At 68.3% G+C, this 22,387-nt stretch carries 15 protein-coding genes; 5 read left to right on the top strand and 10 right to left on the bottom strand.

Going from position 1 to position 22,387, the window contains the following annotated elements; all coding sequences use genetic code 11:
* Positions 1-228: 228 nt before the first annotated feature.
* The 3 genes from xopAD to GO999_RS05475 form a co-directional block, all read right to left on the bottom strand.
* Positions 229-9,753, bottom strand: a complete 9,525-nt coding sequence (gene xopAD, locus GO999_RS05485) for a XopAD/skwp family type III secretion system effector (protein ID WP_249215057.1) — start codon at positions 9,751-9,753, stop codon at positions 229-231.
* A gap of 566 nt (positions 9,754-10,319) precedes the next feature.
* Positions 10,320-10,685 (bottom strand): hypothetical protein, encoded by a 366-nt coding sequence (locus GO999_RS05480; RefSeq protein ID WP_211906796.1) that lies wholly within the window; start codon positions 10,683-10,685, stop codon positions 10,320-10,322.
* A gap of 22 nt (positions 10,686-10,707) precedes the next feature.
* Complete coding sequence (locus GO999_RS05475; protein ID WP_157699177.1) at positions 10,708-10,866, bottom strand: alkaline phosphatase family protein; 159 nt, start codon at positions 10,864-10,866, stop codon at positions 10,708-10,710.
* An 88-nt stretch (positions 10,867-10,954) separates the two neighbouring features.
* Here GO999_RS05475 and GO999_RS05470 point away from each other — a divergent pair, with 88 nt between their 5' ends.
* The 3 genes from GO999_RS05470 to GO999_RS05460 all read left to right on the top strand — a co-directional run bounded on the left by GO999_RS05470 (position 10,955) and on the right by GO999_RS05460 (position 13,539).
* Entirely contained in the window at positions 10,955-11,758 is an 804-nt protein-coding gene (locus GO999_RS05470) for a MipA/OmpV family protein (protein WP_043886047.1), read from the top strand.
* 241 nt (positions 11,759-11,999) lie between these two features.
* Positions 12,000-12,446: a VirK family protein gene (locus GO999_RS05465; protein ID WP_016726322.1), complete on the top strand. Its 447-nt coding sequence runs from the start codon at positions 12,000-12,002 to the stop codon at positions 12,444-12,446.
* A 139-nt stretch (positions 12,447-12,585) separates the two neighbouring features.
* Positions 12,586-13,539: an SAM-dependent methyltransferase gene (locus GO999_RS05460; protein ID WP_019718472.1), complete on the top strand. Its 954-nt coding sequence runs from the start codon at positions 12,586-12,588 to the stop codon at positions 13,537-13,539.
* A gap of 328 nt (positions 13,540-13,867) precedes the next feature.
* Here the strand turns inward: GO999_RS05460 and GO999_RS05455 are convergent, their stop codons facing one another.
* Both GO999_RS05455 and GO999_RS05450 read right to left on the bottom strand, forming a co-directional pair.
* Positions 13,868-14,425: a TlpA disulfide reductase family protein gene (locus GO999_RS05455; protein WP_019718471.1), complete on the bottom strand. Its 558-nt coding sequence runs from the start codon at positions 14,423-14,425 to the stop codon at positions 13,868-13,870.
* Entirely contained in the window at positions 14,415-15,476 is a 1,062-nt protein-coding gene (locus GO999_RS05450; RefSeq protein ID WP_016722775.1) for a transporter, read from the bottom strand. Before GO999_RS05450 ends, GO999_RS05455 begins: the two co-directional genes overlap by 11 nt.
* Positions 15,477-15,873: 397 nt before the next feature.
* On the opposite strand from GO999_RS05450, the gene GO999_RS05445 reads away from it, so the two are divergent.
* Positions 15,874-17,226: a cytochrome C gene (locus GO999_RS05445; RefSeq protein ID WP_165591735.1), complete on the top strand. Its 1,353-nt coding sequence runs from the start codon at positions 15,874-15,876 to the stop codon at positions 17,224-17,226.
* A gap of 108 nt (positions 17,227-17,334) precedes the next feature.
* A complete protein-coding gene (locus GO999_RS05440; RefSeq protein WP_011002215.1) occupies positions 17,335-17,622 on the top strand; it encodes a high-potential iron-sulfur protein in 288 nt (95 codons plus the stop codon).
* 46 nt (positions 17,623-17,668) lie between these two features.
* On the opposite strand, the gene GO999_RS05435 is transcribed toward GO999_RS05440, so the two are convergent.
* The 5 genes from GO999_RS05435 to GO999_RS05415 all read right to left on the bottom strand — a co-directional run bounded on the left by GO999_RS05435 (position 17,669) and on the right by GO999_RS05415 (position 22,386).
* On the bottom strand, positions 17,669-18,301 hold the full coding sequence (locus tag GO999_RS05435; protein WP_211906638.1) for a lytic transglycosylase domain-containing protein: 633 nt from the start codon (positions 18,299-18,301) through the stop codon (positions 17,669-17,671).
* 20 nt (positions 18,302-18,321) lie between these two features.
* Entirely contained in the window at positions 18,322-18,945 is a 624-nt protein-coding gene (locus GO999_RS05430) for an SCO family protein (RefSeq protein WP_016722773.1), read from the bottom strand.
* A gap of 126 nt (positions 18,946-19,071) precedes the next feature.
* Positions 19,072-20,652, bottom strand: coding sequence for a c-type cytochrome (locus GO999_RS05425; protein ID WP_019718465.1), 1,581 nt, complete (start codon positions 20,650-20,652; stop codon positions 19,072-19,074).
* Between the two features lie 86 nt (positions 20,653-20,738).
* The gene (locus GO999_RS05420) at positions 20,739-21,575 is read right to left on the bottom strand and encodes a LolA-like protein (RefSeq protein ID WP_011002219.1); all 837 of its coding nucleotides are present in this window, start codon (positions 21,573-21,575) and stop codon (positions 20,739-20,741) included.
* Positions 21,576-21,597: 22 nt separating this feature from the next.
* Positions 21,598-22,386 (bottom strand): LolA-like protein, encoded by a 789-nt coding sequence (locus tag GO999_RS05415; RefSeq protein WP_021155045.1) that lies wholly within the window; start codon positions 22,384-22,386, stop codon positions 21,598-21,600.
* Position 22,387: the final 1 nt, after the last annotated feature.

Below are 22,387 nucleotides of genomic sequence, written 5' to 3'. Positions count from 1 at the left end.
CGCGCGAGGGAAAACGCCGGGAAGCCCCCGGCGTTTTTCTTTGGGAGCCAATCCAAACCTGACGAACCAGAACCCGGGGCTTGGCCTCGTGTGGGTGTGCCGGGTTTTCTGCGGTGTTGCGATGCGTCGAGTGCTGCGGCTGCGTGCCACGGATCGCTTCCGGGTAGATCGCCCCTTATCGTGCACCGGCCTCTCCATCGTTGCGGCTACATGCAACGCGTAGTCGGCCTATGCGGCCTCCCAGTCGGTGATGTTCTCGCACCCCGGCGGCAGCGGCACGGCGCGGAACGCCTCGCGAGCCGGGCGGGTCAGCTCACGCAACCGCTCGGCCGGGGCACCCTCCAGCCGCAATCGGTGCAACTCCTTGTACAGATCGTGATAGCGCTCCTTCAACGCAAAGCTCTCTCGCGTGTGGAACTGGATCTCCCACAGATGCCCCTCGGGACTGCGCAGCGTCACGTTGACCGCGCTGAAGGGCTCGGGCGCCTTGGTGAAGTGGTTGGTCAGCTTCGTGCGCACGTGCCCCTGCGCGTCCAGGGCCGCCTGGATGCGCCGACTGCCCTCGGCGAACCGGTCCGGCGGCAGCACCACGCTGTAGCGCAAGGCATCGTTGATGCTGGGCAAGACCTGCCGCAGCGCCATGCGCTTGCGCGCCACGCGCTGCCGGATCTTCTCGATCAGCGAGTCCTCGGACTTCAGCCTCAGCCGCTCCCCAGCCAGGGCCGCTCCGGCATCCTGCACCACCTTGCGCAGCATCGGGGTGATCCGGCGATCCATCTGACGGGCCCGCTCGCCCAGCTGCCGCGCGGCTTGCGCAATCTCTAAGGGCGGCACCTCGGCCAGTTGTGCCGTTGGCGGCGGGGGCGGCGCGAGCAATGCCGCCTGCTGCAACGACTGCACCGCGTCCTGCATGACGCCGGCCGCCATGGTCGGCATGCGCTGCAGCACCGACTTCGCCTGCTCCGGATCGAAACGTCCGTCATGCATCGCCCGCGCGGTTTCCTTGCCATGCGGCACATTGCGGACACGGTCGGCATGCGCGCGTTCGGTACGCTCGCAGGCTTCTACCACCTTGGCAAACAACTGCGTTCCGGTGTCGGACTTCAACGCATCGGTGCCGACCTTGATCGCCAGGGTCAGCAGGTTGCGCATCGTCAGCTCCGGCTCGCCCTCGATCCACCCGGGCTGCCCGTTGGGGAACTGCTCATGCGACAGACGGCACACCGGATAGTTGTCCAGGATGGCATGGATGCGGGCGGCGGTGTCGGTCGCGCGCTCGTAGGCCGCGGCCAACTGCGGAAAGTGCTCGGCCAATGCCGCCGGCATAGCGGACGGTGCGGACAGCGCGGGCTGTTGCAACTGACGGATCTGCTCATGCAGCAGCACCGCCGCCTCGCGCGCCTCGGGCAGGTGGGCTCGCCCGATGGCCTCCTCGGCCTGCACTCCAAGCTGGCGCAGCGCCTGCGGATCGAACGCCCCGGCCTCGAACCACGCGCGCAAGCCGGTACGCAACGAACGGTCGATGCCGTCGTAGGTGCCGAACATCATGGCGCGCGCCATCGCTTCGCGCACCTCGTGGGGTTGCGACAGGAAGCGTGCCGCCAGGTTGCTGGCGCTGCCCATGAGCTGGCGCCCGCGCTGCTCGGCGAGAATCTCCGCCGCGCGCCCGGCCAGGTAGCGTCCGCTGCCGGCATCGAAGGCCGGCGTGGCCGTCTTTGGCGGCTTGAACGACACTGGGCGCCCGCGCCGCGCATCACGTTCGCGCATCACGCGACCGATCAGCGCGGCCAGCTTCGGATAGCCCGCGTAGATGAATGCATCGTCGCCGTCGGTATCCATATTGCGCTTGCGCAACTCGGCAATGGGCAGCGCCCCCAGCCGCCCCGGCAGCACGGTCTCCTTGACCCGCAGGCTGCCGGTCACAAGCATCCGCGACGGCACGGCGGCGCGGTCGCGCCCGGCCTTCCAGCGTGACAAGGTTTTCAGGTCCTCCTTGGAGCACACCAGGTCCAGGCCCTCGTGCGCAGGCGACCAATACTGCGGCGGCGGGACGATGAGCATCCCCTTGCTGTGCAGCATCTCGGCGCCGTCGACATGGTCTTCATTGTCATCGTTGAAGCCGGTATAGCTGTACTGGATGGCAAAGCTCTCTGATAGGAACGCCGCCGTCGCATCGCCGCGAGCCGCGGTGGCCACCCGGTCTTCAGGCACCGGCAGCAGGTTCTCCTTGTCGTACGGGGGCTTGCCGATCAGCAGCGCGCCGCCTTCGCGGTCAAAGACGATACTGCATTCGCGTGGCAGGTGGACCTTGTCGTCGGCCGAGGGCACGGCGCGTACCTTCTGGCCCTCGTAGCCGCCGCTCACCGTCAGGTTGTAGAGCGTAAGCGCGTTCACCGTCGGCGCCCCGCCGCCGGCCGGCGCGCGTTGCTGCGCCAGTCCTTGCAGCCGGCGCTGCATGACCCGGTGCGCCTCCTCGAGCGCCTCCGCGTCGCGCGGGAAATGCTGCAGCGCCTGCGGCGCCAGTCGCTTGGGCTCGTCGTCGGCGGCCACCAGCGCGCGCTGCGCGTTGCTGGCCAGGCCTTCCCGCACGGCTTGCCAGGCAAGCACGTGCTCCCGGAAGACCGGGATGCGCATGGCCACCTCGAACTTAAGGAAGCCGCAGCCGTCGTTGGGGCACAGCTGGATGCGTTGGCCGTCGGGCCCGGACAGCTTGAAGGGATGCTGCTCGCCCGGCACGTCGTCGAAGAAGCCCATGCGCAGCGTCCCCTCGACCGCGTGGTCGCCCGGCACCGTCTCCAGCAACGCCCGCTGCATCCGCGACCAGTCCTCGCGTTGCGGCGCGAGCTTGGTGGTCAGGTCCATCAGGGCGCTGCCCGGCGCGCTGTCGGCGTAGCGGATCGCCGGCAGCATCGAAGCGGCCGCGGCACTGCCGGCCAGGATATCGGACGGCCTGCGCTGGCCGCCTCGACTCAGGCGGCTGCCGCCGAACATGTCGAACCGCCATGGCTCGCCTTGATAGTTGAAGGTCCGCGCGAGCATGAACGCCGACAGCTCGCCGGGCAGCTTGACCTCCACCAGCGGCTGTCCCGTCAGGCGGGCATACAGCGAGTACGGCTTGTGCGCCTCGGTGTCGTTGGTCTTCAGTTCGCGGCCCTGCATGTCCACCACCACGTGCCGGGTGGCGCCCCCGGCCGCCGCTACGAGTTGCCCAGGCTCCGTGCGCATGGCATGGTGTTGGGCAGCGAGGTCGAAGCGGTGGGACGGGTGGAGCTGCGTGATCTGATCGGCCTGCTTGAATAGGCGCAGGTCCAGCGCGGTCAGTACGTCGTCGCCCGCTTCGATCTGCGCGATGAGGTTCCAGCTCATTGCGCCCAGATCCGACTCGATCGCCTCGCGCGTGCGCTCGAGCGTCTTCTCGACCCAGGCTGAGAGCTGCTCCCGGCGCTCGCGCACCGCCTTGCGCGCACCTTCGATGTGGCGCGGCTTCCACCGCCGGCTCACCACCGCGTACGCCTTGAGCACCTGATAGAACGTCAGCGCCGGCCTGCGCGTGTCATACCGCTCGTCATGCACGCCGGCATCCGCCCCGGTCCGCTGCGCCTGCAGGAAGCCATCGACCTTGCGCGCGGCAATCGGCTGCATCGCATCGAACACCCCCAGTGCCTGCCGCCGATGTGCGGCCAGCTCGCTGCTGCGCGCCAGCGGCAGCAGGCCCAGGCACAGGGTACCGATCGCCTCAAGGTTCTCGTCGCGCAGGCCGGTCTGGCGACATAGGCTCTCGATCTGGCTCAGGGCGGCGCGGGCCAGTGGCCGCATCTGCGCCTGCAACTGCAGCGATGCCATCGCCTTGAAGAGGATGCCAATACTTCTGGCCGAGGCTGTCTCGAAACGCTCCCGATGCAGGTCGAGGTGGGCGGCCAGCCCCCCGAGCTTTGCGCTCGCCAACGCTTGGACCTCGACCTCGTCGGGGGCCGAGAGGAACAGGCGCGCCGATGCGTTGGCGACCTGGGCCAGGCCGCTCATATCGAATTGCCGCCATGGGTGGCCGGCTTCGCCCGGCAAGGCCATCAGCAGCACGGTGGCCCGGCGGCAGGCGGGCGCCTCCGGCCACTTGCTCAGCGCGTTCAGCACACTGGCCATGGCCCGCGTGTCCATGCCGTGCCGCAGGGCGGCATCGTCTGCCACGCGCGCGGACAGGACCGCGGCTGTATCCCGACACTCGACCCGCTCCGGCCACTTGCTCAATGCGTTCAGCGCGTTGGCTATCTGTTGCGCGTTCATGACGTGCCGCAGGGCGGCCTCGTTCGCCACGCGCTCGGCCAGGGACAGCACCGCATCCCGGCACTCGATACGCTCCGGCCATTTGCTCTGCGCGTTCAGCGCGTTGGCCACCTGTTGCGCGCTCATGGCGTATCGCAGGCCGGCATCGCCCGTCACGCGCACGGACAGGGCCACAGCGGCACTCCGGCACGCGACCCGCTCTGGCCACTTGCTCAGCGCGTTGAGCGTCATGGCGACAGCCTGGGCATCCATGCCGTACCGCAGGGCGGCCTCGTTCGCCACGCGCGCGGACAGGGGCAGCGCCGCATCCCGGCACTCGACACGCTCCGGCCACTTGCTCAGCGCGTTCAGCGCATTGGCTACCTGTTGCGCGCTCATGTTGTGTCGCAGGCCGGCATCGCTCGTCACGCGCGCGGCCAGGGCCACTGCGGCACCCCGGCACTCGGCCCGCTCTGGCCACTTGCTCAGCGCGTTGAGCGCATTGGCCACGGCCTGCGCGTCCATGTCGTGTCGCAGAACGGCATCGTTCGCCACGCGCACAGACAGGGGCAGGACGGCATCCCGGCACTCGACCCGCTCCGGCCACTTGCTCAGTGCGTTGAGCGCATTGGCCACGGCCTGCGCGTCCATGTCGTGTCGCAGGACGGCATCGTCCGCCACGCGCACAGACAGGGGCAGAACGGCATCCCGGCACTCGACCCGCTCCGGCCACTTGCTCAGTGCGTTCAGCACATTGGCCACCTGTTGGGCGTTCATGCTGTGCGGCAGGCCGACCTCGCTCGCCACGCGCACAGCCAGGGACACAGCGGCATCCCGACACTTGCCATGCTCCGGCCACTTGCTCAGCCCGTTGAGCGCCATGGCCACGGCCCGCGCGTCCATGCCGTGCCGCAGGGCGGTGTCGTCCGCCATGCGCACGGCCAGGGCTGCACCGGCATCCCGGCACTCGATACACTCCGGCCATTTGCTCAGCGCGTTGAGCGCGCTGGTTACCTGTTGGGCGTTCATGTCGTGCCGCAGGCCGACCTCGCTCGCCACGCGCGCAGCCAGGGATACAGCGGCGTCCCGGCACTCGATACGCTGCGGCCACTTGCTCAGCGCATTGAGCGCGTTGGCCACCTGTTGCGCGCTCATGGCCTGTCGCAAGCCGACCTCGCTCGCCACGCGCGCGGACAGGGATACGGCGGCATCCCGGCACTCGATCCGCCCCGGCCACTTGCTCAGCGCATTCAGCGCGTTGGCCACAGCCTGCGCATCCATGCCACGCTGCAGGCCGACCTCGCTCACCGTGCGCGCTGCCAACGACACGGCGGCATTCCCACACTCGGCCCGCTCCGGCCACTTGCTCAGCGCATTGAGCGCATTGGCCACCTGTTGCGCGCTCATGGCCTGTCGCAGGCCGGCCTCGCTCGCCACGCGCACGGCCAGGGACACAGCGGCATCCCCGCACTCGGCCCGCTCCGGCCACTTGCTCAGCCCGTTGAGCGCGTTGCCCACGGCCTGCGCGTCCATGCTGTGCCGCAGGCCGGCATCGCCCATCACACGCACAGCCAGGGACACAGCGGCATCCGCGCACTCGACCTGCCCCGGCCACTTGCTCAATGCACCGAGCACGTTGGCCACGGCCTGCGCGATCATGCCGCGCCGCAGACTGGCCTCACCCGACACGCGTGCGGCCAAGGACACGGCGGCATCCCGGCACCCCGCCTGCTCCGGCCACTTGCTCAGGGCATTCAGCGCATTCGCCACGGCCTGCGCGTCCATGTCGTGTCGCAACGCGGCCTCGCCCGCCACGCGCGTGGCCAGGGACACGGCAGCGTTCCGGCAGCCCGCCTGCTCCGGCCACTTGCTCAGCGCATTGAGCACGTTGCCCACGGCCTGCGCGGTCATGGCGTGCCGCAGGTCGGCCTCGTCCGCCACGCGTGCGGCCAGGGACAACACTGCATCCAGGCACTCGACCCGCTCCGGCCATTTGCTCAACGCACCGAGGGCGTTCGTCACGGCCTGCGCGCTCATGCTGCGCCGCAGGCCGGCATCGCCCGCCACGCGCACGGCCAGGGACACCGCGGCATCCCCGCACGCCGCCCACTCCGGCCACTTGCTCAGCCCATTGAGCGCGTTGGCCACAGCCTGCGCGTCCATGTCGCGTCGCAGGGCGGCCTCATCCGCCGCGCGCATGGCCAGAGACACCGCAGCGTTGCGGCAGCCCGCCTGCTCCGGCCACTTGCTCAGCGCATTGAGCGCATTGGCCACAGCCTGCGCGCCCATGTCGTGTCGCAGTGCGGCGTCGTTCGCCACGCGCGCGGCCAGCGCCACAGCGGCCGCCCGGCACTCGCCCCGCTCCGGCCACTTGCTCAACGCATTGAGCGCGTTGGCCACTTGCCGCGAATTCATATCGCGCCGCAGGCCGGCGTCGTCCGCCACGCGCGCAGCCAGGGGCAGTACCGCATCCCGGCAGCCTGCCTGCTTCGGCCACTTGCTCAGCCCATTGAGCGCGTTGGCCACGGCCCGCACGTCCATGCTGCGTCGCAGAGCGGTTTCGTCCGCCACGCGCGCGGCCAAGGACACAACGGCGTCCTGGCACTCGACCCGCTCCGGCCACCTGCCCAGCGCATTGAGCGCGTTGCCTACGGCCCGTGCGTCCATGGCGTACCGCAGGGCACGCTCGCCCGCCACGCGAGTGGCCAGGGACACCGCAGCGTCCTCGCACTCGCCCTGCTCCGGCCACTTGCTCAGCGCACTGAGCACGTTGGCCACGGCCTGCGCATCCATATCGCGCCGCAGGCCGGCCTCGCCCGCCACGCGCGCAGCCAGGGGCGCCGCCGCATCCCGGCACTCGGTCCGCTCCGGCCACTTGCTCAGCGCATTGAGCGCGCTGGCCACTTCCTGAGATTTCATGCCGTGCCGCAAAGCGGGCTCGCCCGCCACGCGCTCAGCCAGGGATAGGGCTGCGTTGCGGCAGCCCGCCTGCTCCGGCCACTTGCCCAGCGCATTGAGCGCGACGGCCACGGCCTGCGCATCCATGCCGTGCCGCAGGTCGGCATCATCCGCCACGCGCACAGCCAAGGACAACGCTGCATCCCGGCACTCGACCCAGCCCGGCCACTTGCTCAGCGCATTGAGCACGGTGGCCACGGCCCGCGCATCCATGCTGTGCCGCAGGAGAGCCTCGCTCGTCACGCGCGCGGACAGGGACAGGACGGCATTCCGGCACTCGGCCCGCTCCGGCCACTTGCTCAGCGCATTGAGCGCGTTGGCCACTTGTTGCGCATTCATGCCGTGCAACAAGGCGGTATCGCCCACCACGCGCGCGGCCAGGGACACAGCGGTGTCCCGGCAGCCGGGCTGCTCCGGCCACTTGCTCAGCCCATTGAGTGCGTTGGCTACCTGTTGCGCGCTCATGGCGTACCGCAGGGTGGCCTCGCCCGCCACGCGCACAGCCAGGGACAGGACGGCGCTCCGGCACTCGACCCGCTCCGGCCACTTGCTCAGCGCACTCAGCGCGGTGGCCACGGCCTGCGCATCCATGTCGCGCCGCAGGCCGGCCTCGCCCGCCATGCGCGCGGCCAGGGACACCGCGGCGTCCCGGCACTCGACCCGCTCCGGCCATTTGCTCAGCGCGCTCAGCGCATTGGCCACAGCCTGCGCGCTCATGGCGTGCCGCAGGCCCGCATCATCCGTCACGCGCGCGGCCAGGGACACCGCGGCATCCCGGCATTCGGCCCACTCCGGCCACTTGCTCAGCGCACTCAGCGCGGTGGCCACGGCCTGCGCATCCATGTCGTGCCGCAGGCCGGCCTCGCCCGCCACGCACGCGGCCAAGGACACAGCGGCGTCCCGGCACTCGACCCGCTCCGGCCACTTGCTCAGCGCACTCAGCGCATTGGCCACGGCCTGCGCGCGCATGGCGTGTCGCAGGCCCGCATCATCCGTCACGCGCGCGGCCAGGGACACCGCCGCATCCCGGCATTCGGCCCGCTCCGGCCACTTGCTCAGCGCACTCAGCACGTTGGCCACGGCCTGCGCATCCATGTCGCGCCGCAGGCCGGCCTCGCCCGCCACGCGCGCGGCCAGGGACACCGCCGCATCCCGGCATTCGGTCCGCTCCGGCCACTTGCCCAGCGCATTGAGCGCGTTGGCCACCTCCTGGGCTTTCAGGTGGTGCCGTAGAGCCGTCTCGTCCGTCACGCGCGCGCCCAGGGCCATGGCGGCGCTCCGGCACTCAACCCGCTCCGGCCACTTGCTCAGCGCGTTGAGCGTGTTGGCCACTTGTTGCGCGTTCATGGCTTGCCGCAGGGCGGCATCATTTGCCACGCGCACAGCCATGGCCACCGCGGCATCCCGGCAGCCCGCCTGCTCCGGCCACTTGCCCAGCGCATTGAGCGCGTTGGCCACGGCCTGCGCATCCATGGCACGCCGCAGGACCGCATCGCCCGCCAAGCGCGTGGCCAGGGCCTCGGCAACATCCCTGCAATCGGGATTCCCGGCCCATTTGCTGCAGGCATTGAGTATCAGGCTGACACCCTGCGCCTTGAAATCCCGCGTACCGATGCGCAGCACGTGCCGGCCGATCCGCGCCACAGCCTGTTCGCTTCGACCGCACCCGATGTTTTTCGACAAGGCGTTGGCCAGCAGGGTCAGGTCCTTCTCCCTCAGAGCGGGCATCCTCTCGGGCGCCAAGACCTGGCCGGCGATCCACGACAGGGCCTGCAGGCAGGCGGGCCGGTCTGGATATTTGCTCAGCAGGTTGCCCGGTGTGACGAGTTGCCATAACGGCACGTGCTCAAACCACGGCGTCTTGGACAGATAGTGTGCAGCCAGATCGACACAGCGGCTCAACTGGTGCCGGTCCGGCAGGCTGGCGCTGAATGAGGCGGCTTGCAACGCAAACAAGTAGTTGGTCAGCCGCCGCACGTTCTCCTCGGGCGCGGCGCCTGCTTCCAGAAAGATCAGCGCCAGACCGTAACCGTTGTGCTCGGCCAGCTCGTTGTTGCGAGCCAGATCAAGACACGCTTGAGCGGACACCTGTTGGCGCCGCCGGGAATTGGCCTCCAATTCGGCCAGCCGCCCGACGTGAAGCCCCCGCTGCTGCCGTAGTTTGGTGTTGTGACCCAGTGCTCGCTCGCAGTCGACCAGTTGCTCGCGACTCGGGGCATGCGCATGTCGAATGCCATGGGCCGACCATGCCTGGATGAGCGCCCCCCCTTGCAAGTCAGCGCCCGATTGTTCACGTGACTGGAATGGCGTGCGGACACCGCTCCCGGACGTACGGTCATGCAACCTCGCGCCGGACGAAAGCGGCGACCGGTGGCCACGCGCATTTTCCGCGGCATCGGCTGGCAACCGCCTCCCCAGACCGCTCAAGGCACTGTCGCGAGTACGCAATTGCGTCGAAGAACCCGCTTGCCTTGGCGGGGAAAGCCTTGCCTCGAATTCAGGCGACCCTAAGGTCCGATTCCTATTGATCCGCATATACGATTTAACCAGCCAGACTGATGAGCAACGAGTCCATTCGAACCACGGCTCTTGCTTCCCATTTCTCGAAATGATCCGGCTGGCGGCACACATCAATGGACGATGCCATCGTTGGTCATATCGAACGCCTTTCACGAAGGGCTTTTCGATGCCAATTCGAGCGTCGATGCATTTCTGTGGAATACCAGCCCGCACAAGGCCGCAACGGGGCCTGCGCCCGTTGGATGCCGAAGCGCAATGGCCCTTGCGTGACGGCTGAATGAGGGTTGCGCGCTTCGCGCTGACCACGGTGTGTGGCCCGTGATGGCCACCCTCATCGATACGGCTCGACGACTCAGCGGGCTCCGTGGATGCGGGGGATTCCGATGCACGGCACTGCCCAGCAAATCAACGCTAAATGCACCCCGCCTCGGTGGACACATCCATGGCATGCGTGAAATCACTGTCACGACGTAGCCTCGCGTCGAAGCCGCGAATGACTGCAGGCTCGGCGGGAATCTCATGCAATCTTGCGGAAATTCCCGGTCCTGCCATCAATCACTTTACCGAGCCATTGACTTGGATCACCAACAACAGTTCGATGCCTTTCCGATTGTCTCGAAATAAATACAAGCGACTTTATATTTGATATTAAATAACCCCACAAGAACGCACAAAAATGTACGCAACGAATTCATTTGATCGCAAATTCCAAACAGAAGGCTTTTTTCAGCCTCCCGCATAACCGGATAATTAAGGAATCGCGCCCCCCAACCCTCCGGGAGATTTCCATGGGAAATCTGTTTTCTTTCGATGTGGCAGGGGTCGCCTTCCGGGCCTTCAACCGCGCCGCTCGCCGTCGCGTCGGCTTGCTCGTCGAACACGCCTTTCTTGACCGACGCGACGCCGCCTGTAGGGGGGCATTTGACCGCCACTCGACAATGCGTCACCTGCGGCTCGTGGCCGTCGCAGTCATCGTGAGCGACGCATCGTTCGGGACGATTCGCCGGTCATCTGGCCGACCATGCCGGGGAACGCATCGGACGGAAACGGCGCGCGGGCATTCCGGTACGCCGCGCCCTGGCGCACGAGGCGCGCCAGCGTGGAGGCCGGGCGCGTGCCGACATGCATGACAAATGCGACGGGCCGCCATGCGGCGCCGCCCGCGATTCCTCTAAAATGCCGTGTCCTTCTCATGCGCCCCGACGCCGCAGACACCATGCCCGTGCCCACTTCCTCCACCCTGCGCGCGTTGCCGCTCGTCTGCCTGCTCGCCTGTGGACTGACCGCGGGGCCCGCGGCGCACGCCAACACCGGCAACGACGACACCGCGAGTGACTGGAGCATCGCCATCGGCCCGTCCGTGTACGTGACGCCCAAGTATCCCGGCGCACGTTCGAGCTTCGTCTTCCCGTGGGTGGACCAGGAGATCGAGTACCGGCACCGGTTCTTCTCGAAGGGCACGGACTTCCTAGGCGCCTATCTCGTCAACGACGACACCTGGCAGGTCGGCGGCAACTTCCAGCTCGATCCGACCTGGCGCCACGCGAGCGACGATGCGCGGCTGGCCGGCCTCGGCAACGTCAATGCCACGGTGCGCGCCAAGGTATTCGCGCAGTACACCGTGTCGTTCCTGACGCTGTCCACCGATGCCGAGCAGGACATCCTCGGCAACCGCCAGGGCCTGATCGTCAACGGCGACGTCTACGCCAGCGCGCCGGTGGGCCGCTGGCTGTTCAGCCTCGGCGCCGGACTGAGCTGGGTCAACCGCCAGTACATGGGCACCTTCTTCGGCGTCGATGCGGACCAGAGCGCCCGCTCCGGCCTGCCCGCCTTCGCCGCGCGCGCCGGCGTGCGCGACCGCCACCTCAACGCCATCGTCACCTGCAAGCTGGACGACCGCTGGACTGCGAGCGGCTCCGTCACCCTCGCCCGCCTGCGCGGCGATGCCGCCGACAGCCCGATCACCCAGCGCCGCCAGCAGACCACTGCGATGGCGTCCGTGACGTACCGCTTCCGCTAGTCCTGCCTCCCGCTTCCCATCCCCGTTCAGCGGATCGCGGGCAGCGCGATCGCCCGCGCAGCCCCATGGCGCGCTGAGCAAAGTTGAAATTCCGGCCGCGCCCTCGGTTAGCGGCTCGACTACCCTTTTCTACGAGATGCACCCAGGCGCGCACGGCTTCGCAAAAACGCGCGCCATCCCCGGGGGGCCCGGCTTCGGCAGCGGGTCCCTTTCGTTGACCTCAGCCTCCCTTGAACCGCACATGGCCCAGACGAATATGAAACCGATCGCATGTCTCTTCGCCGCCTTCGCCGCCCTGCCGGTGCTCGCGCATGCCCAGACCGTTCAGATGCCCGACGTCCTGGCCGCCGAGCATGCGCTGTCCCTCGGCAAGCCGGTGACCGCCACCATCGACCTGACCCGTTGCACCGGCGACACCGCCACCACCCCGGCAGGCACGACGCGCGGCGGCGTGACCGTGAATCCGTACCGGATCCAGCCGGACAACACCCTGAGCTTCTCCGACACGCACTTCACCGTGCGCAGCGACGGCACGCCGATCACGCAATTCCTGCGCTACTCCATCGACACCAGCGGCACGGCGCGCTTTTCGTCGTACATCTTCGCCATGCCGGCCTACACGCTGCAGAGCCAGGTGTCCTACACCTGCAAGCTGGGCGAGGGCGTGAAGCTGTTCGCCCGGTTCTGACCGGCACACAACCCCGGCGTCCGGCCCGAACCGGCGCATCCTGTCGGCGGCACCACCGGCAGGCGCTTCGCCCGCAAGCGGGCGCGCCTGCGGCCGCCGGACATTCCAACACCACGATGCCGTTCCCGCGCCTCACGACATGAGCCTGACCGGACATTCCATCGAAAGCCTCGCGACCGAACCCGGCCTGATCTCCCATGGCACGGATCACGAAGAGACCGATGCCGCGCTGCTCGAGCGCGTCCACGCACGGCTGCGGGCCGCGGGTGACGTGCCGGGCGCGACGGTCCAGCACATGCTGTCGCTGGCCGACGCGCTGGCGAGCTTCGGCCTCGGACGCTTCCTGCTGCGCCACCAGGGCCTGAATGCGTACTGGACCCACCAGTTGGTGACCTACCAGCCCGGCACCTTGCCGGCCAGCAGCGCAGAGACGCTCGAATACCAGATGTTCGAAAAGCTGCCCGTCGTGCTGGCCACGCGAGAGCGCTTCGGCATCTTCCGCAGCCAGCTGCAGGCCCTGATGAAACCGGGCGCCACCGCCGCCTCGGTGCCGTGCGGCTTGATGGGCGAGCTGCTGCTGCTCGACTACAGCAGCCTGCCCGGCGTCTCCCTGATCGGCGTGGACCTGGACCAGGACGCGCTGGACAGTGCCCGCGCGCTCGCCGCGACGCGCGGCCTGACCGAGCACGTCTCGCTGCACCGCCAGGACGCTTGGGCGCTCGACCTGCGCGCCAGCGTCGACGTCCTGGCCAGCAACGGACTGAACCTCTATGAGCCCGACGACGGCCGCGTGACCGAGCTGTACTGTGCCTACCACGACGCCCTGCGCCCCGGCGGCACCCTGGTCACCAGCTTCCTGACCCCGCCGCCCGCGCTATCGCCCGCGTCCCCCTGGAACATGGAGGCGACCGACCCGAAGGCGCTGTCGCTGCAAGCCCTGCTGTTCGTCAAGATCATCGAGGCGAAATGGCAGACCTTCCGCACGCACGCGCAGACGACGGCGCAGTTGCAGCGCGCGGGCTTCGTCAACATCCGCTTCATCGACGACCGGGCGCGCATGTTCCCGACCGTGATCGCGCAGCGGCCCCGTTGAATGGCCGCAGGGGGCGTTTGAGCACGCCCGGCCGGCGCAAGCGCCGGTCGCTGCCCGGTTGCCGGAAGGACCGGGCCGGCGCGGTCGGGGCAACCGGTTGCCCGCTGGTCGGGCTGCACCGGGCAGCGCCTGGCCTCTCGTTCCGGGATCGGCGTCCGCGGGGGCCTCTGCCGGCCGCCAATCCGCTGCGGGCCTTGCAGACGACCACGGCGTAGTCCGCGTGACACCCGCCTTTGCGGCAGACGGCGCGAGCCACGTCACCCAGTCGATGCCCTCACAATCCGGGCCGGCTCCGCAACGGCGCCGCGACAGCCGCCAAGCTGCGCCGTCAGCGCAACAAGGGCGTGATGACGCGGTCCAGACGCTCGGCGGTCCAGGCCGGTTCGCGCGCGTCCCAGCCGTTGTCGGCCAGCAGGCCCTTGCGGTCGATCGTGAAGTTCACCGGCAGCCGCCAGATGCGGCCATAGCCTCCGGCGTAGGGGCTGCCGAGCAGGCCCACCGGAAAGCTCAGCCCGGCCGCCACCTCGCGCACCGCCGGCAGTGCGTCGGGCTCGTCCAGGCAGAAGCCGAGCACGCGCAGGCCGCGATCGGCATGGCGTGCGGCATAGGCGGATAGCAGCGGCAGCTCCTTGCGGCAGGGCTCGCACCAGGTTGCCCAGAAGGTCAGCACCACCACCTGGCCGCGCAGGTCGTCGGTCGCGATGCTGTGGCCGTCCAGGGTGTGCAGAACCAGGGGCGGTGCCGAACGCCCCACCTCCAGGCCGGCCGCTTGCGCCGCGGGCGGCATACCGCCCAACCCGGCGCCCAGGGCCGCCGAACCCGCGGCCCGCAGCCACGCGCGCCGCGACCAGGAGGGCGATGCCAGCCCGCTGAGATCAGAACGCATAGCTGGCTCCGACGGTACCCGACCAGCGCGGGAAAAGTTGATAGCCCTGCAGATTGCTGTACACCGCCTTCTGCAGGAACGCATAGACCTGAAGGTTGTGCATCACGCTCACCGTCACGCCCGGCGACAGGTAGACCACCGTGCCGGCCGTGTTGGCGGTATCGGCCAGCGCGCCCTTGTCGGCGTTCTTGCGCGTCACGTTGAACTGCAGCTGCGGCACGATATGCGGATCCGCTTCGTAGCGCAGTCCGAAGCTCACCGTGGCGGTATTGCCGGGGCGGAAGTCGGCACCCGCGTCGCGCAGGTTCTGCCGCACGGCGGACTGGACCTGGCCATTGATGAACGCATCGAAATCCTGGCTGACGGGCTGGTAGTAGTAGGCGCCCAGGATCAGGTCGGTGGTGCCGGTGCCGGGCTGCAGGCTGGTATCCAGGGCCTGCCCCGCGGCGGCATTGGGGCCGCTGGAGAAGAGCACCGGATTGCGCCCGACCGTGGCGCCGGTCAGCACGTTCTGGCCGCCGTAGCGGCCGGTCGGCAGCTTGACGCCCAACTGCACGCCCAGGTTGTGGGTGGGCAGAAAACCCTGGTAGCTGGCGATCAGCTTGATGTCGCCCAGGCCGCTGGCCGTCGCGCCGCTGACGTTGTCCGGGGTGAGCTGATCGGGCGTGGCCGAACCATAGGTAGTGTGCCCGCGATCCACGTAGGGCACGATCACGCTGAAGTTCCAACTGCTGTTCGGGCTGTAGTGGACGCCGAGGTTGACATAGCGGTTGATGGTCTGGCGCTCGACCTCCTGGTTGCCGCCGGCCGCGTTGATGCCCGCCACCTCCGCCGCCGCGACCGAACCCGTGCCGTGGCGCAGCTGGTTCTGCGGGATGTAGGTGTAGTCCAGGCTGATGCGCCAGCCCGGGATGGCGGAGTAGCCCATGGCGGCATCGGTGCTGAGCGAACAGCCGCAGGTGGCGCAGGCATGTGCCCCGAGTGGCGCGAGCAGGCTGGTGACGCCGGCCAGCAGCGCCGCTCGCTTGAGGGTATTCGGTCGTGTCGTCATCGGGATTCCCCACCCTGCCTGCACGGGCACGCACCCAAGCCAGGAGGCTGAGCGCGGCCCGCAATGCTCCACAACGGAAAGATCGCGCGGTCCGGCACGCATGCGTCCGGACCGGCCGCATCGGGTCTGAACGGCTCAACAAATGTGTACTACGTGAACGCGAGTGTAGACGCGGTTGCTTCCGCTGTCGCCATCGCGCTCCATCGCGCTGCATGCCGGCGCCGATCTCACCCGATCCAAGCAGGCGCCGCGGTCCGGGCACGCCGCGCGATCAGGACATAGTACGTCGCCCCAGAAAAGAAGTAGGAACCCTCCCCATTCCTGGCCCGCCGGGCCGCCGCCTAACATTGCAGTCATGGGACCACGGCAAGGCGGCCCATTGCGCCGGGGAGGCATGATGACGACTGCGACAACCCGCATCAAACGCGCCGGCGCCGCGCTGTGCTTCGTCCTGACGTGCCTGGCCTTGCCGTGCGCGCGGGCCAATCCCATCTTCGCCCGCCAGACGGGGCTGAATTGCGCGTCCTGCCACACCATCTATCCGGAGCTCACGCCGTTCGGCCGCAAATTCAAGCTGACCGGATACACCATGGGCGAGCGCGAGAAGATCCCGCTGGCACTGATGACGGTCGTTTCCAGGAACGCCATCAGCAACGACACGGACAAGTCGACCGGCGCGCCGCTCTTTGCAAAGAACAAGGAATTCGTGCTGGATGCCATCAGCCTCTTCTCCGGCGGGAAGATCACGGACAACGCCGGCGCGTTTGTCCAATGGACTTACAACAATCTCACCACCACGGACAACCTCACTTTCACCGGGCACGGCGCGCTCGACAACACCGATGTGCGCGTGGTGAAAAAATTCGGCGCCGAAGACAAACCGACCGTCATCGGCCTGACGCTGCACAACAATCCCACCGTGCAGGACATCTACAACACCGCACCGGCCTGGAGCTTCCCGTATTGGGCACCGAGCGTTGCCGCACCCGGGCGCGGCACCCCGACCTTTCTTGAAACGGGTGCGCGCGTGGCGGGCATCGGCGCCTACGCCTACCTCTTCGATTCGCTCTACCTGGAGGCGACGTCCTATCAGACGGCAAAAGGCTTCTTGTCGCCACTGCGAGCGGGCACACCGGATGACCAGCGGGTGACGCTGACCGGAGCGAATCCGTACTGGCGGATTGCCTACACCATCGGCGACGACCATCAGAGCCTGACCATCGGGCACTTCGGCGCCATTGCGGACGTCAAGGACCCCACCGTCGACACCCCGGCAGACCAATTCCGCGACCTCGGACTCGACGCGCAATTCCAGTATCTCAGCCCGGACGATCGCCACATCATCAGCGCCCAGGCGACCTACATCGACGAACGAACGAAGTGGCGAACGGGCTTTCCCAACGGAAGCAATGACAACCCCACGTCCAAGCTGCGCTCTTTCAGGGCAAAGGCAACCTACGTGTACGACCACACCTACGGCGTGACCGCTGGCGTCTTCAAGGTGACCGGCGATGCTGACTTCGCCAGGTTCGGCTCGACCACGGGCACGCCCGATACCACCGGCTACATCATCGAACTCAACTACTGGCCGAAGTTCAAGGCGCCCTTCGATCCGCAGACGAACGTCCGGTTCGGCATCCAGTACACGGGCTACACGAAGTTCATGGGCAGTTCCGAGAATTTCGACGGCACGCTGCGGCGGGCCCGGGACAACAACACCTTGTTCATCTACGCCTGGTTCATGTTCTAGACATGCGGTGAGCCATCCGTCGCTTGTTTTCAGGGGCGCCTTGCCGGTTCGGCGTATCCAGGCGGGCAAGGCGCGTGTCGTCATTGGCAGAACGTGGGGCCGGAAATCATGAACACCATCAAGACCCTCTCGCGGCGGCGGATGCTCCGCCGCAGCGCCCGTGCGCTGGGCTCCATCATGCTGGCCCCGATCGTGTTCCACGCCCGGTGCGCCGACGCCGACAGTGGCAACCGGGCCATGCTCCACTACCAGGACAGCCCCAAGGACGGCAAGCGGTGCGCGGATTGCACCGCGTTCAAGCCGGGGGCCGAATCCGCGCCCGACACGGGCACGTGCAAGGTCATCGGCGGGCCGGTCAGCCCGAATGGCTGGTGCATGGCGTTTTCGCCCCGGTAGCGCGGGCGCCGTACACAGCGCGCAGGGGCCGGGCTCGGCCGATGCGCTACAGGGTGGACGCCGACAGGCGCCGGTAATGCGCCATCACGGCCGGCACGTAGGACCGCGTCTCCGCGAGCGCCGGGATCCGGTAGCCGGCCCGGATCACCGCGTTCTCGCCCGCGTTGTAGGCCGCGACCGCCAGCTCGACATCGTTGCCGAACAGGTCGAGCAGGAAGCGCAGATACTGCGCGCCGGCCAGCACGTTCGCGCGCGGATCGAACAGGTCGCCCGCCGTAAAGCGTCGGGCAGTCCCGGGCATCAGTTGCATGAGACCGCGCGCGCCGCGCTTCGACACGGCGCGGGGGTTGAATTTCGATTCGACCGCGATGATGGCCCGCAGCAGCTCGGGTTGCACATTCCACTTGCGGCCGGCTTCGGCAATGATGTCGCTGAAGCGCGTGGTGTCGACCGCGACGACCACCGCGCGCGCGTTCTCGGCAAGCGGCTGGGCCGGCCCGCGGCGCGCGGCGACGATGACGCGAAACGTCGGGCTGTGCGGGCCGCTCTGCAGGTTCGTCAGGACCACCGTGCCGTCCGATTGCACCGCACCGAAAATCTGCGCGCTCACCGACGGCGCACCCGCCATGCCCGCGATGAGCACAGCGGCAAACCCGGAACCTGGGAACGACGCGTGCATGTCAGCGCCCGGCCGCCCCGTCAGGGGGACGCGACGAGACCGTGATACGAATCGAGCAGCTCATCCGCCGTCGCGAATCCGTCGATTCGAAGCCAGTTCCGGCCCGGCGCGGCGCGCAGCAACACCACCGGGTTGTGGTCCATCTTGTCCTCCCGGAACACATTGAAGGCTTTCTGCGCGGCAACGCTTGCGGCAAGCGTGCCGGTGTAGTGCTGCCATTCCGGCCCCGCGCCGAATTTCGCCGCGTACGCGCGCAGGCGCGCGGGGGTATCGTTCTCCGGGTCGATCGAGATCGACACCAGGTGCACCTTGTCGCGGTCCGGCCCGAGCTTGGCCTGCAGCTGCGACAGCGTCTGGCTGATCACCGGGCAAATCGACGTGCAGGTGGTATAGATGAAGGTCAGCACCACGGGGCGCCCGTCGTTCAGCGCATCCTTGAGCGATACGGCCCGGTCGTCGTCGCGCACGAGCGTCACGTCGGGCAGGCTGTAGGCCACCGACGACATCTTCATGTCGCGCATCATGTGATGGTGCGCATGCGGATCGGCGTCTTCGTGCGCCGACGCGGGTGGCGCGGCCGCCGCGATCATGCCGGAGACGGCGATCGCGGCGAAGCGCGCCGAGCATCCGAGAACCGTCTTCATAGCGTCCTCCGGGCCGGATCCCTGGTACGTTCATTGTGTGCAACCCCGCGGCCGATCGAAATGGGGATCCCCCCACCCGGGCCGTAGGCAAATCCTGCCCTGGCGCTACCCTGCGAATGCGGTGCGCTAAGGCACGATCCAGTCGCCGTCCGCCACGATCCGGGTTCCGCTGGCGTCGGCAAAGTGCACCAGGTAGCCGCCCTTCGACGCGAAACGCTGCCCCGGCGCGAGGGTCAGGCGCGGGTAGTAGCCGGTGATCACGCGGCGCTCGAGCATGTCCTCGATGCGCTCCACGAGGTAGTCGCGCACGAACGTATCGGCCATATGGCTTAGGGTCTCGGCGAGCAGCCCGCAGGCCAGGAAGGTGTCGGCCTGCACCTGTTCATCGACCACCGGGATATGCCGGATGGCGAACCACCCGAGCGCGTAGTCGACGCGCACACGCCGGCGCTCCGGCAGGTCGAACGGATAGGCAATGCGCGTCACGTCACGCCAGAGCGCCGGCAACGGCGCGCGCTCGAGGCCGCCCATGAGCCCCGACATGAACACGGTCTGCGTGGGCACGGTCTTGCCCAGGGCGGCGAGATCGGCCGGGCGCAGCCAGAGCACCAGGGCATCGTCCTTCGACATGCCGACGAATGCCTTGGCGAGGCGCTCGCCCGGCGCCAGCGCGTGGCTCGAGACATCGATGCCCTTGCTCCGCAGCGCCTGCGCCAATGCCTGTGCGCCGGCTTCGCCGGTGTCGCCGCTCCGGTAGACCTGGTGCACCGCCTTGAGCGCGCCACCGCGCATCGCGTCGGCAACGCCGGCGGCCAGCAAGCCGGCTTCGAGCCGCACGCCGCGCGAGAAATACAGCGCGTAGAAATCGCCGTGGCCGATGTCCGGTGCCTCGACGTTCGGGAACAGGCACGGCACGGCCGCGCGCTCGCAGAACGCGCTCACCGGTGCCCAGTTCGTGCCGCCCAGCCCCGACACCACGGCAAAGACCGGTTCGGCGGCCAGATGCTGCTCGAGCTGCGCCTCCCATGTCTGCGGGGGGCCGCTCAGTTCCCAGACGTGCAGCTGCCATTGGCGGTTGACCATGTACATCATCTTGCGCGACGCGCGCAGCGGCGGCGTCGCGCCCAGCGGGAAGGCGTTCTTCTCGGCCACGTAGTGCTCCAGCACATCGAGCATGCCGCGGCGCTTCACGGGATCGGCGTCGGGCGTGATGATGGTGGCGAAATGCAGCACGCCGCTGCCCACGCCGGGTGCGCGGCGCGGGTCGAGCCGCTTCAGATAGGCGATCAGGGCCGCCATGTCGCCGTCGCCCAGCGTGAAATGCGGCATCAGGTAGCGCATCGGCCGCCCCTGCGAATCGATCCCGTCGCGGATCGCCCGCGCCAGCGTCGCATCGGTATACGGCTCGCGGTCGCCGCGCATGGTCTCGACGTAGGGAATGCCGCGGTCCTCGCCGCTTTTGGCAGGCGGATGGAACAAGTACCGCCCGGTGATCGGCGGAATGCTGGACAGGCCGGATCTCGCGCCCAGCCCGCTGCGCCGGTGGCAGTTGACACAGGCTCCCGCCGCGCCCTCCATGCGCATGCCGCCGTCGCGCGTGGCGACCAGCGGCGCACCGGAGGGCAGCACGCCCTCACGGAAGATCGCCTCGCCCGGATCCGCCGCCGACGCGCTGCCCGCCTGGCCCGCCGGCATGGCGAGCCACATGAAGGCCCCCGCCGCAGCCAGCGTGCGCGATAGCGTCCTCCACCTGCGAGGGGCCCCCTGCCGCGTGGTCACGGCCCGCTCCGCGGCTAGGGTGCCGCCATGCCGTGCGGCATCGTGATGGCCGCTCCGGCATCGGGGTGCGCCTGCACGGAGCGGCTGCGATCGGCCGCCACCACCGGCCGGGCGAACAGGTTGTCGTCCAGCGTCGGGTTGAACTGCACCTTGTCGATCACGAGCTTGTCGGCGGCCTGCTCCGGCCCGGCGTGGCTTTCAATGACCAGCGGCAATGTGACGTCGTGGATGGCCTGGTAGTTGCGGTAGTAGACCGCCACCTTGACCGGCTGCCCCGCCATGCCACGGGTCTCGCGCTCGTATTTGACTTCGAGGAAGGTGCCGGCGTCGATCCATACGCGCCGCGTTGCGCCCGAGGGCATCCGGACATTGAGCCGATACGCCTTGCGCCCCTCGATGTCGTCGGTGCCCTCCAGCGCGATCTCGATGCCTTTCGCCGCATGATCGATCAGCAGGCCATCGATGACCTGCTCGTCATGCGCGAACTTGAGCTCGTCCGGCGTGTACGGCTGCACGTTCGGCCCCTCGCCGCGCTGCATCGGACGCAGCTTCCAGCCTTGCGTGCCGTCGTAGACGCGCAGGGCCATCCGGTTCATCGCGACAACCTCGAAGCGCGTCTTGTTCGGGCGCCGCATCGCCAGCACGAAGCGCGCGGGCGCGTTGCTGCTTTCCACGTGCCCGATCCAGACCATGGAATCGATCCGGTGCCAGGCCTCCGCGCCCCCGCGCGCGGCGGCGTTCTTCGCGACGATCTGCGCCACGGAAGGCATGCCCGCCGCGCCCGGCCCCGTTTCCCCCGCGCAAGCCGACAGGCACGCAGCCAGCGCCCACACCGCGATCCGTCTCATCATGGCAATCCCCCGGATGGACTTCCTACTGGTGAAGCATTTGCGCGCTCGCCAGCTGGGGCTTCGCAAAGAGCCCGTCGTCTGCCGGCGCATTCACCGTCACCCGCTCAATGGTGATCTTGTGCGTCTGCCGGACACCCTGCACCGCTGTTTCAAGCACGTGCGGCACCTTCAGGCCGTGCTCGATCCGGTAGTCGCGGAAATAGACCGCGACATCATGCATCTTGCCGTCGAGCCTGCGCGGCTCGCCATCGATCTTGAGTTCCAGAAAGGTCGAGGCGTCGATCCACAGGTGCCGCATCGCGCCGTCCTTCATGGTCAGCTTCAGCTTGTAGGCGCGGTGCCCCTCAACCGTCTCGACACCCTGGACGGCAATCTGCGTGCCCTTGGCGGCGTAGTCCACGAGCGGGCCATCGAGCTCGGAGGATGCCGCGGCGGACTTCAATTCGTCCGGCGTGTACGGGTCGACTTCGTCGCGCCCGAGGAAGGGCCTGACTTTCCAGCCCTGGGCGCCGTCATAGACCTGGAGCGCCGTCTGTCCCTGGAACCGGATCTCCAGACGGTTCTTGTGCGGGCGCTTCATCGTCATCACGAATGCAAGCGTGGCGTTCTTCTTGCCCCCGGCTTCGAGCTGCCCCGACATCTCCATCGTATTGACCGCGCGCCACGCCTGCAGGCCGCCGCGCGCGGCGACGTTGCGTTCCGCGATCTGCGCCGCGCTGAGCGGGCCTGCCGATGCGGCGCCGGCCGCCGCCGCCGCGGATGCGGCCAGCGTGCACGTCAAGCCCAGTGCCAGGAAATGGAATCGTGTCATG

This window comes from Ralstonia nicotianae (genome assembly GCF_018243235.1).
GTDB lineage: Bacteria > Pseudomonadota > Gammaproteobacteria > Burkholderiales > Burkholderiaceae > Ralstonia > Ralstonia nicotianae.
Note: the sequence above shows the minus strand (reverse complement) of the source record. Positions and strands in the feature narration are given on the sequence as shown.

What these genes read in the sequence shown, in the direction of transcription:
- GO999_RS05450 (WP_016722775.1), bottom strand. Translation starts at nt 15,476, where the DNA reads ATGACGACACGACCGAATACCCTCAAGCGAGCGGCGCTGCTGGCCGGC.
- GO999_RS05465 (WP_016726322.1), top strand. Translation starts at nt 12,000, where the DNA reads ATGGCCCAGACGAATATGAAACCGATCGCATGTCTCTTCGCCGCCTTC.
- xopAD (WP_249215057.1), bottom strand. Translation starts at nt 9,753, where the DNA reads ATGCGGATCAATAGGAATCGGACCTTAGGGTCGCCTGAATTCGAGGCA.
- GO999_RS05420 (WP_011002219.1), bottom strand. Translation starts at nt 21,575, where the DNA reads ATGATGAGACGGATCGCGGTGTGGGCGCTGGCTGCGTGCCTGTCGGCT.
- GO999_RS05475 (WP_157699177.1), bottom strand. Translation starts at nt 10,866, where the DNA reads ATGCATGTCGGCACGCGCCCGGCCTCCACGCTGGCGCGCCTCGTGCGC.
- GO999_RS05440 (WP_011002215.1), top strand. Translation starts at nt 17,335, where the DNA reads ATGAACACCATCAAGACCCTCTCGCGGCGGCGGATGCTCCGCCGCAGC.
- GO999_RS05445 (WP_165591735.1), top strand. Translation starts at nt 15,874, where the DNA reads ATGACGACTGCGACAACCCGCATCAAACGCGCCGGCGCCGCGCTGTGC.
- GO999_RS05430 (WP_016722773.1), bottom strand. Translation starts at nt 18,945, where the DNA reads ATGAAGACGGTTCTCGGATGCTCGGCGCGCTTCGCCGCGATCGCCGTC.
- GO999_RS05435 (WP_211906638.1), bottom strand. Translation starts at nt 18,301, where the DNA reads ATGCACGCGTCGTTCCCAGGTTCCGGGTTTGCCGCTGTGCTCATCGCG.
- GO999_RS05415 (WP_021155045.1), bottom strand. Translation starts at nt 22,386, where the DNA reads ATGACACGATTCCATTTCCTGGCACTGGGCTTGACGTGCACGCTGGCC.
- GO999_RS05470 (WP_043886047.1), top strand. Translation starts at nt 10,955, where the DNA reads ATGCCCGTGCCCACTTCCTCCACCCTGCGCGCGTTGCCGCTCGTCTGC.
- GO999_RS05425 (WP_019718465.1), bottom strand. Translation starts at nt 20,652, where the DNA reads ATGTGGCTCGCCATGCCGGCGGGCCAGGCGGGCAGCGCGTCGGCGGCG.
- GO999_RS05455 (WP_019718471.1), bottom strand. Translation starts at nt 14,425, where the DNA reads ATGCGTTCTGATCTCAGCGGGCTGGCATCGCCCTCCTGGTCGCGGCGC.
- GO999_RS05460 (WP_019718472.1), top strand. Translation starts at nt 12,586, where the DNA reads ATGAGCCTGACCGGACATTCCATCGAAAGCCTCGCGACCGAACCCGGC.